Raw genomic sequence first — 9,236 nt, 5'->3', positions numbered from 1 at the left:
GCCTCGCCCCGCCGCCCCCCCTGGCCATTTGGCCTAGGCCGTCGACACATGGCTTTAGGCGTATTTATCAATGCGCCGCGCCCACCTACCATTTCCCCCGAGCGACGCGCTAACCAGGCGTCGCTCCGCGCTCTGCCGTATCGAGAGCGGCTTTGTGCAGGCCGCCCTCGATGCGGCCTTTGTCAATGCGGTCCCAAAGGACGCGAGAGGGAGAACAAGCAATGAAAGTGTTTTCGAAGCGCTGGCTGATGACCCTGCTAATGGCCGGGTTCCTGGCCGGCTGTGGCGGTGATGGGGGAGGCACGACCGGCAGCGCCGGCGGAGGCTCCGGCGGAGGAACGGGCGGTACCCCTGGTGGTGGCGGTGGCCCTGTCACGGAGCAACCTGGTCCAGGTCCCTATGCCGACAGCACGGCCACGCCGCCGGCGCCCATCGTCGACCCGACCATTACTGCCGCGGCGACGATTGCGCCGCGCGACGACGACAGCGGGCTCTTCGACATCAATATCGCGGGTTTCGCCTCCCCCTCGTCCAAGATTCTGTCCGCCCGCCAGCTGTCCATGCGGTCCGGCCCGAACAAGTCTGCCGCCGCCCGCGCCAACCTCACGCGTGCCGGCGTGCCCGACCTCGAAGCCGACGACTTCGTGATCGTCGAGGACGGCGTAGTCAAGGGACATACCATGGTCCGCATCGGGGAATCCGAGGCGCGGGCCAAGGCCGACGTGGTGTTCGTCTTTGACACGACGGGCAGCATGTCCTCCGCCTTGGCCAGCGTGCAGGCGTCCATCCTCGAGTTCGCGGACTTCCTGGAGAAAAGCGGGCTCGACGTGCGCCTGGGGGCCGTCACATTCGGGGACGCCTTCGATACCCGCACGCCCTCCTCGACCGGACTCGGCACTGGCAGCACGGCGCCACCCTCCTTCGACAATATCGACCGGCAGGTATTCGCGCCGACGGACGATTTCGCGAAATTCAGGCAATTCATTTCGGAAGAACAGGCGCTCGGTGGTGGCGACAATGCCGAAAATGCCATGGGCGCGCTCCAATACGCCTTCGACGAATTGCCCTGGCGCGAGGGCGCCCAGCGCGTGATCATCGTGATCACCGACGTGTACGCCCACAACGACGTCACCTACGGGGGCGCGAACATCAGCGGACGCTGGATCCCGCCTGCTGCCGCAGACCTCATCGCCAAGCTCAAGGGCAAGGCCGTCGTGCACGTCGTCTCGCCCGAGTTCGTCGCCTCCCCCGGCTTGTATACGGACATGAAGGTCTTCGCAGGCGCGGACGGCACGGGCGGTGCGTACTATGCCTGGAGCAGCGGCACCTTCAGCCTGATCGACCTGCCCATCGCGGAAGTGGCCGCCAGCGGGTACATCGTGACCTACCGGCCCAAGCGGGACGGCAAGGCGAAGACCTTGCGCGTCGTGATCGATGACGGCGAGGATATCCGCGGCGAAATCAACCTGGACGTCGAGTACTGACCGGGTTTGGCCCGTACCGGCAGCCCTTTTCCCCAGTTGCCGGTACGGCGCGCCGCGTTCACCCCGCAAAACGTGATCGCGACTAGCTTCGGGGGTGGGCGCCTCGCTGCCGACGTCCTCTACGCCGCGCTGACCGCCAGCGGCTATCGCCGCCACATGGAGGCCGTGCGCGCGCGGCTGGGCGAGGCCCGCGAGCGAACCATCGCCCGCCTCGGCAAGCTGGGCATCACGCCGTGGCTGGTTCCCGAGGCGGGCATGTTCGTATGGTGCCGGCTCCCCGCAGGCGCCGATGCCGCGGAGGCCGCGCGTTTCTGCCTCAGGCAGGGCGTGGTGCTTGCGCCTGGCAATGCATTCAGCCAATCGCAGCTCGCAGGCGACTTCCTGCGCTTTAACGTCGCGCAATCCACCGACGAACGAATTTTCACGACGTTGGCGCGTGCGCTGGGTGCATGAAGGCCCATCGGCCCCCGATAGCAGGAAGGCCGCCTACGCGGCCCGTCCGCGATAGCCCAACCGAGCCGACAGCGCGTCGGCCGCTTCCCGGACCGCCGTCGCGATCGGGCCGTCTGGAGCCGTGTCAAAGCGTGCGCCATTGCCCAAGGCGGTCACGGCCAACACCATCTTCGAGTCGTAGTCGAACACTGGCGAACTCACCGAGTTGACGCCGGGAAGCACGTCGCCCGCCACCGACCCCACGCGCGTGGCCCTTACGCGATCGAGCAGGGCTTGGACTTCGTGCATGGTCTGGGGGTAAGCGCCGCCTGCCGCCCGTTCGCGCAACTCCTCTTCGATCAAGCCCGCCGTCAGGTGGGGTTCCATGAAGGCCGCAAATACCCGGCCCGTGGCGGAAGACAACAGCGGCAGGACGGACCCCGGACGCACGTTCACCATCACCGGGCGCGGCGAATCGCGCCATTGGACGACAGTGGGGCCGCGGTTGCCCCACACCGCCGCCAGCACGGTCTCGCCCAGCGATAGGCTGAGCTCGTCCAGCAGCGGCGACACTAGGCGTACTGCATCGAGCAACGCGAGGCTGGCCAAGCCTATGCGCAGCGACGCCCGGCCCAGCGCGTAGCGTCCTTGGGCATCTTGCTCGACGTATCCGCACCTGACGAAGCTGGCGAGATAACGATGCACCTTGGCCGGATGCATGTTCGCGGCCTGCGCGATTTCCTTGAGCATGAGCGGGCGGAGGGCGTCCGCGAACACGTCCAGGACGGCCAATCCCGTCTCGAGGGCCTGCACGCCATTACCCCGACTGGCGGTTTCTGCTGCGCCTTCGGGCGCGGTTTCTGCCGTCTTGTCACCGGCTGCCATGTTTACCCCGGTCGGAATTACGTTTAACGTAATGCTAACACGCTCAACGTAATAACTTGACGTGGAGACCGACCAAATTTACGCTTATCGTAAGTAAATTACTTCTTCCGTAATAGCGGCAACCACTACTCCTTTTCTTGGACCGCCATGAACGCACCCATTCACCTCGTCGAAGTCGATTCCGGCTACATGTCCGGCTTCGGTAACGAATTCGCCACCGAGGCCCTGCCCGGTGCCCTGCCCGTGGGGCGCAACTCCCCGCAGCGCGCACCCTACGGGCTGTACACCGAGCAGATATCCGGCACGGCATTTACTGCACCGCGCAGCCACAACCGGCGCTCGTGGCTCTACCGCATCCGGCCCGCTGCCGTACACCAGCCCTTCGAACCCATGGAGAGTCCCCTCCTGGTGGGTGATTTTGCGCAGGTGCCGGCCACTCCCCCCAATCAATTGCGCTGGGATCCCTTGCCCATGCCGCAGGCGCCCACCGATTTCATCGAAGGCTGGATCACCATGGCCGGCAACGGATCGGCCGAAGCCATGCAAGGCTGCGCCATCCACCTTTACGCGGCCAACCGTCCCATGCAGGATCGCTACTTCTACGATGCGGACGGCGAACTGCTGATCGTTCCGCAGCAAGGGCGGCTGCACATCGCCACCGAGTTCGGCGTCATCGATCTCGCCCCCCAGGAAATCGCCGTCGTCCCGCGCGGCTGCCGTTTCCAGGTAAGCCTGCCGGACGGCGAGGCACGCGGCTACATTTGCGAGAACTTCGGACCGCTGCTGCGCCTGCCCGACCTCGGCGTCATCGGCTCGAATGGCCTGGCCAACCCCCGCGACTTCCTCACCCCCCGCGCACGCTACGAAGACCGGGAAGGCAGCTTCGAGCTCATCGCGAAGCTCGGCGGCCGGCTCTGGCGCGCCGCAATCGATCATTCGCCGCTGGACGTCGTCGCCTGGCACGGCAACTATGCGCCCTACAAATACGACCTGCGCCGCTTCAACACCATCGGTTCGATCAGCTACGACCATCCCGACCCGTCCATCTTCCTGGTGCTGCATGCGCCAAGCGACACCCCGGGCGTGGACTGGCTGGACTTCGTGATTTTCCCGCCCCGCTGGCTGGCGGCCGAAGACACCTTCCGTCCGCCCTGGTACCACCGCAATATCGCCAGCGAGTTCATGGGCCTGGTGCATGGCGCATACGACGCCAAGGCGGAAGGCTTCGTGCCGGGGGGCGCCAGCCTGCACAACTGCATGTCGGGCCACGGGCCGGATGGCGATACCTTCGAGAAAGCCTCTCGGGCCGACACCAGTAAACCGCACAAGGTCGACGACACGATGGCCTTCATGTTCGAAACCCGCACCCTCATCAAGCCCACGCGCTACGCGCTGGAGAGTGCCCAATTGCAAAGCCGGTACTACGAGTGCTGGCAGAATCTCAAGAAAAACTTTTCCCCGGAGACCCGATGAGCCATTCCGACCCGACCGTCGACCCTACCCTGAAAAGCTGGGTCGAATCCGCCAACACGGCCGACACCCACTTTCCCATCCAGAACCTGCCCTATGGGGTCTTCAAGCCCACGGCCGACGCGCCGCCGCGGGTCGGCGTAGCCATCGGCGACCAGGTCCTGGACTTGTCCTGCCTCGAGCAGGCCGGCCTGCTGCGCACGCCCAAGCCCTTGTTCTCCAGTGCGAGCCTGAACGCCTTCATGGCTTGCGGCCGCGAAACCTGGCGCGACATACGCAAGCAGGTCAGCCACCTGCTTTCCGCCGGCACCGCCACGCTGCGCGACGATGCCGCACTGCGGTCGCGCGCGCTCGTGCCCCAGGCGCAAGCCACCATGCTGCTGCCGGTGGAAATACCGGGCTACACCGACTTCTATTCCTCCAAGGAGCACGCGACCAATGTCGGCGCGCTCTTCCGGGACCCCAAGAACGCGCTGATGCCCAACTGGCTTGAAATCCCGATCGGCTACAACGGCCGCGCGTCATCGGTCGTCGTCAGCGGCACGCCCGTGCGTCGTCCCAACGGGCAGATCAAGCTGCCCAACCAAGAGCGCCCGGTTTTCTCGCCGTGCCTGAAGCTCGACTTCGAACTCGAAACCGGCTTCTTCGTCGGCGTGCCCAACGACCTTGCCGATCCCGTGCCATGCCCTGAAGCCGAGTCACGCATTTTCGGGATGGTGCTGCTCAACGACTGGAGCGCGCGCGACCTGCAGGCCTGGGAATACGTCCCGCTCGGGCCTTTCAACGCGAAAAGCTTCGCGACGACGATCTCGCCCTGGGTCGTCACCCTCGATGCGCTCGAACCCTTCCGGACCCAGCAACCGCGCCAAGACCCGGAACCACTGCCTTACCTGCGCCATGAAGGCCCGCACGCCTTCGACATTCACCTCGAGGTCTCGCTGCGCCCCCAAGGCGGCCAACCCGCCACCCTGGCGCGCACCAACTTCAAGTACATGTACTGGACGATGGCCCAGCAGCTCGCCCATCACACCGTTTCCGGGTGCAACACCCGCGTGGGCGACTTGATGGGATCGGGCACGATCAGCGGTCCCGAGCCAGGGTCCTACGGCTCGTTGCTGGAACTGACGCTCAACGGCAAACAACCGGTAGACATCGGAGGGGCCACCCGCGCCTTCATCGAAGACGGCGATGAAGTCACTCTCACCGGCTGGTGCCAGGGCGCAGGCTACCGAGTCGGTTTCGGTTCATGCTCTGGCGTCGTATTACCCGCCCTGCCCATCGCCGTCTGAAGCCTTCTCCGGCCGGATCCGGTCGGTTCCGGCCCGCAGACCAACCAAGGAGACAATCATGAAATACACGTGGACGACGCCCCTGGTCGCAACGGCGCTGGCCTTCTCTGCCGGCATCGCGTGCGCGGCGGAGACCTATCCGTCCAAGCCCATTCGATGGATCGTGCCGTACGCCGTGGGCGGCGGCTCAGACTTCCTGGCCCGTACCATCGGTGCCCGGCTTTCTGAAATCGTCAAGCAACCGGTCGTGGTCGACAACAAGCCGGGCGGCAACACCGCCATCGGGGCTGTCGAAACCGCACGCGCCGCGCCCGACGGCTACACCGTGCTGTCGGCCGACAACGGCACGCTGGTATTCAATCCGGCCCTGTATAAAAACCTGAGCTACGATCCCGCGCGTGACCTCGCGCCCGTCACGCTCATGGGCAAGTTCCCGATGATCCTCATCGTGGGGCCCAATACCGACTTCAAAGACGCCAAAGACTTCATCGCCAAGGTCAAAAGCCAGCCCGGCAAATACAGCTACGCCTCCGCGGGAGCCGGTAGCCCCCACCACCTCGCCATGGAGCTGCTGAAAGAGCGCACGGGCATGCGCATGCTTCACATTGCCTATCGCGGCGCGGCCCCGGCCTTGGTCGACGTAGCCGGCGGACAGCTCCCCGCCATGATGACGGACCTCGCAGCCGGCAATGCCTTCATCAAAGGCGGGAAAGTCCGTCCGCTCGCAGTCGCCAATCCAGCCCGCCTAGCTCAATTGCCCGACGTTCCCACGTTTGCCGAACTCGGCATCCAAGACGTCGAGGCTTCGGCGCAGGTAGGCATGGTCGTGCCGGCCAACACGCCGCCGAACGTCATTGCCGAGCTGCAAAAACACGTCGCGGCCGCCATCAAGACGCCCGAGGTGCATAACAAGCTGGTCGATTTCGGCATCGAACCCGTGGGAAGCACGCCGCAGGATTATGCAGGGCTCATCAAGCGCGAAAGCGCGCTGTGGCAAAAACTCATCCGGGACCTGAAGATTACGCTGGACTGAGTCCCGGAAACGCCAACACCAAGCAAGCGGCGCGCTCCACGCCGCTCGCCTAGCCCGCGACCTCAGGCTGCCCGGTTCGATGCCCCCGCATCCACCAGGGCGGCCGCCTCGCCCACCAATGCCCTGAACCACTTGTGCACGGCACTGCGCTGCGTTCGCTCGTGCCAATACAGGTAGTTCCGGACTGGAGGCAAGGCGCCCGGAAATGCGACGATGCGGATGGGAAAACTCTCCCGGATCCTGAGCGCCATGCGGCGAGGAACCGTGGCAACGACGTCCGACACCATGAGCGTCCCGAGCAGGGACATCAGCCCCTGAACGTGGATGCGCACGTTCAATTCGCCGCCCTGCTGGCGAACGAACTCATCGATCACGCGCCCCGAGGTCGTTCTTCCGTTTCCTTGCAAGCGGGCGTGGGGCAGATCCATGTAAGTCGATAGCGCGAGCGGGTCGGTCAGCGCCGCATTGTCCGGCCCGCCGATCACCACGATCTCGTCGTCGAACAAAGGCACCGCGCGAACCGAGTGCTGGGGATCGCGCACCCACCCCAGGCGGAAATCCACTTCTCCGGACGCGAGCAGCCCGGCGATGCGCCGTTGGTCTGGGGGACGGACGGTCAGCGTGATGCCCGGGGCCTTGTCACGCAGTATGCGCGCCAGGTGGGGCAGCAGCAAATGCTCGAGATACTCGGGCGCGGTCACGACGATCTCGCGCTGCAGGCCTTCCAGGTCGACCGTGTCGAGCGGCGCCTGCAAATCGGCCACGCCATCGAGGAAGCGTTTCACTTCCCGTTCGAGCGCGAGCGCCCTTTCGGTCGGAAGCATGCCGTCCTTGCCGCGGACCAGCAGGGGGTCGCCAAACACCTGCCTTCGTGGTGGGACAGATGCTAGCCGAAACTCTGACGCGCGAACTGGGCGAAGCCGTCGTCATCGAGAACAAGTCCGGCGCAGGCGGGCGGATCGCCATGGAACACGTCGCCCGCTCACAGCCGGACGGTTACACGCTGCTGCTGACCTCCCCGACCCTGACGATCACGCCGGCGATCAACTCCAACCTGCGGTTCGACCCCCTCACGGATTTCGCCCCGATCGCGAAGGTCTCCGAGGTTCCCAACGTGTTCGTCGTGAATCCCCAGAAATTCGGGCAGATGGACTTCAACGCTTTGCGCAAGCAAATCACGAGCGACCCCGGAAAGTTCAGCTACGGGTCCGGAGGAGCCGGCTCGTCGAACCACTTGGCGTTCGAAAAATTCAAGGCGCTCACCAACACCGACATTCTGCACGTTCCCTATCAGGGGGCTTCGCAAGCCGTCACGGCGGCAGTTGGCGGACAGATCGACATGGTGATCAACGGACTGCCTAACTCGGTACCGCTGATCAAAGGAAAGCAGCTCAAGGCCATGTTCGTATTGACGCCCGAACGCCAGCCGCTGCTTCCGGACGTTCCCTCGGCGGTCGAGGTGGGCTTGCCTGAAATGGTCATCACCACCTGGTATGGCGTGCTCGCGCCCAAGGGAACGCCGAAGGCCATCGTCGACAAAGTGGCCGGCGCCATCGAGCGCGGCTTGTCGGCGCCCAAGGTGCGCCAGAAACTGGCCGACAACGGGATCGATTTCGCTTATTCCGGCCCGGAAGCATTCAGCGCTTTCATCAAGGCCGATTACGCGGATTGGAAAAAAGTCGTCACTGAAGCAGCCATCAACATTCAAAACTGAAGACCCAAGGAAACCCATGAAAACCGAATGCCCATCGCTGGCCGACATGCAGCACCGCATCGCCCGCTTCAAGAATCTCAAGCCGCGTGCTGCGCACTGGAACGACAACCTCGGCATCCCAGCCGAAGCGCTCCGACTGTTCAATCCCAAGGCCAATTACGTGTTGATGGCGCCCGCTTCGCTGCCGGGACGGCTTTCCCCCAACCCGGCCATCGTCGATGGTGACAAGGGAGTGATACGCGTGGGCCTGGCCGTCGCCGCGCCGAATGACGGACCGGAGTTGCACGTCCATTGGAAGACCCACGAAACGTTCATGGCACTCTCCGGGCGCTGGCTCATCCGCTGGGGTGACGAGGGCCAGGAAAGCGTGGAACTCGAGCCGTACGACATGATTGCCATGCCGCCGCGGGTCGCCCGCCAGTTCATCAACATTTCCGACCAGGATGCCCACTTGCTGGTTATCATTCAGGGCCAGCCGGAAGATTTCGATGACGTCGGCCGCCTGCCGTCCATCCGCCAGAAGATCATCGACAAATACGGCGAACAAGTCCTGGCCAACATGGAAGCCAACGGCTGGGATTTCTCCCTCGTGCCGCGCAGCATGCGCAATGCGGAGTCGCTAGAGAACCAAGCATGAACCAAGAAAACGCCCCCTCCAGGACTTGGCTCGACGGCACGGCGCCGATGCCGCCCCAGGCGAAAACCGATCCGGTCGTGGCGGAACTCCAGGACAGGCTCAAGAGCCAGGGGGCCGGCCAAGCCGACCCCACCTCCCAACCGCTCGCCGAGGCCCGCGCGCAGCAAGACCGGTACTTCGCTGCCGTCAATGCCCCCCGCTGTCAGAATAGTTGGAACCTCTACAGATGTTAGAGTTTGAATCTCCAACCTGGGGCAGAGAGAAGGTTCCCATGAAGTATTCCCCCGAGCGG

At 64.5% G+C, this 9,236-nt stretch carries 9 protein-coding genes and 1 pseudogene; 8 read left to right on the top strand and 2 right to left on the bottom strand.

Annotation, left to right across the window (positions count from 1 at the left end; translation table 11 throughout):
• The first annotated feature begins 221 nt into the window (after positions 1 to 221).
• Together IRZ12_RS12510 and IRZ12_RS12505 are read left to right on the top strand one after the other, a co-directional pair.
• A complete protein-coding gene (locus IRZ12_RS12510; RefSeq protein ID WP_296468894.1) occupies positions 222 to 1,484 on the top strand; it encodes a VWA domain-containing protein in 1,263 nt (420 codons plus the stop codon).
• A gap of 75 nt (positions 1,485 to 1,559) precedes the next feature.
• Positions 1,560 to 1,937: pseudogene (locus tag IRZ12_RS12505) on the top strand (aminotransferase class I/II-fold pyridoxal phosphate-dependent enzyme); the annotation flags it as partial.
• Positions 1,938 to 1,970: 33 nt separating this feature from the next.
• Here the strand turns inward: IRZ12_RS12505 and IRZ12_RS12500 are convergent.
• Positions 1,971 to 2,801 carry an IclR family transcriptional regulator gene (locus IRZ12_RS12500; protein WP_296468892.1) on the bottom strand — a complete coding sequence of 277 codons (831 nt, stop codon included), beginning with the start codon at positions 2,799 to 2,801 and terminating at the stop codon, positions 1,971 to 1,973.
• 147 nt (positions 2,802 to 2,948) lie between these two features.
• Between IRZ12_RS12500 and hmgA the strand changes: the two genes are divergently transcribed.
• The 3 genes from hmgA to IRZ12_RS12485 are packed head-to-tail and all read left to right on the top strand — an operon-like array spanning position 2,949 to position 6,593.
• Positions 2,949 to 4,274 (top strand): homogentisate 1,2-dioxygenase, encoded by a 1,326-nt coding sequence (gene hmgA, locus IRZ12_RS12495; protein WP_296468890.1) that lies wholly within the window; start codon positions 2,949 to 2,951, stop codon positions 4,272 to 4,274.
• A complete protein-coding gene (gene fahA, locus IRZ12_RS12490) occupies positions 4,271 to 5,560 on the top strand; it encodes a fumarylacetoacetase (RefSeq protein ID WP_296468888.1) in 1,290 nt (429 codons plus the stop codon). Before hmgA ends, fahA begins: the two co-directional genes overlap by 4 nt.
• 58 nt (positions 5,561 to 5,618) lie before the next feature.
• A complete protein-coding gene (locus IRZ12_RS12485) occupies positions 5,619 to 6,593 on the top strand; it encodes a tripartite tricarboxylate transporter substrate binding protein (RefSeq protein WP_296468887.1) in 975 nt (324 codons plus the stop codon).
• Positions 6,594 to 6,655: 62 nt separating this feature from the next.
• Here IRZ12_RS12485 and IRZ12_RS12480 read toward each other — a convergent pair whose 3' ends face one another.
• A complete protein-coding gene (locus tag IRZ12_RS12480) occupies positions 6,656 to 7,456 on the bottom strand; it encodes a LysR substrate-binding domain-containing protein (RefSeq protein WP_296468886.1) in 801 nt (266 codons plus the stop codon).
• A gap of 20 nt (positions 7,457 to 7,476) precedes the next feature.
• Here IRZ12_RS12480 and IRZ12_RS12475 point away from each other — a divergent pair, with 20 nt between their 5' ends.
• The 3 genes from IRZ12_RS12475 to IRZ12_RS12465 are packed head-to-tail and all read left to right on the top strand — an operon-like array spanning position 7,477 to position 9,177.
• Positions 7,477 to 8,307, top strand: a complete 831-nt coding sequence (locus IRZ12_RS12475; protein WP_296468885.1) for a tripartite tricarboxylate transporter substrate binding protein — start codon at positions 7,477 to 7,479, stop codon at positions 8,305 to 8,307.
• A gap of 16 nt (positions 8,308 to 8,323) precedes the next feature.
• Positions 8,324 to 8,944, top strand: coding sequence for a cupin domain-containing protein (locus tag IRZ12_RS12470; protein ID WP_296468883.1), 621 nt, complete (start codon positions 8,324 to 8,326; stop codon positions 8,942 to 8,944).
• Entirely contained in the window at positions 8,941 to 9,177 is a 237-nt protein-coding gene (locus tag IRZ12_RS12465; RefSeq protein WP_296468881.1) for a hypothetical protein, read from the top strand. Before IRZ12_RS12470 ends, IRZ12_RS12465 begins: the two co-directional genes overlap by 4 nt.
• Positions 9,178 to 9,236 lie beyond the last annotated feature (59 nt).

This window comes from Pigmentiphaga sp., from assembly GCF_019689535.1.
Classification (GTDB): domain Bacteria; phylum Pseudomonadota; class Gammaproteobacteria; order Burkholderiales; family Burkholderiaceae_B; genus Pigmentiphaga.
The sequence above is the reverse complement of the archived record's forward strand: the minus strand, read 5'-3'. Positions and strand labels throughout refer to the sequence as shown.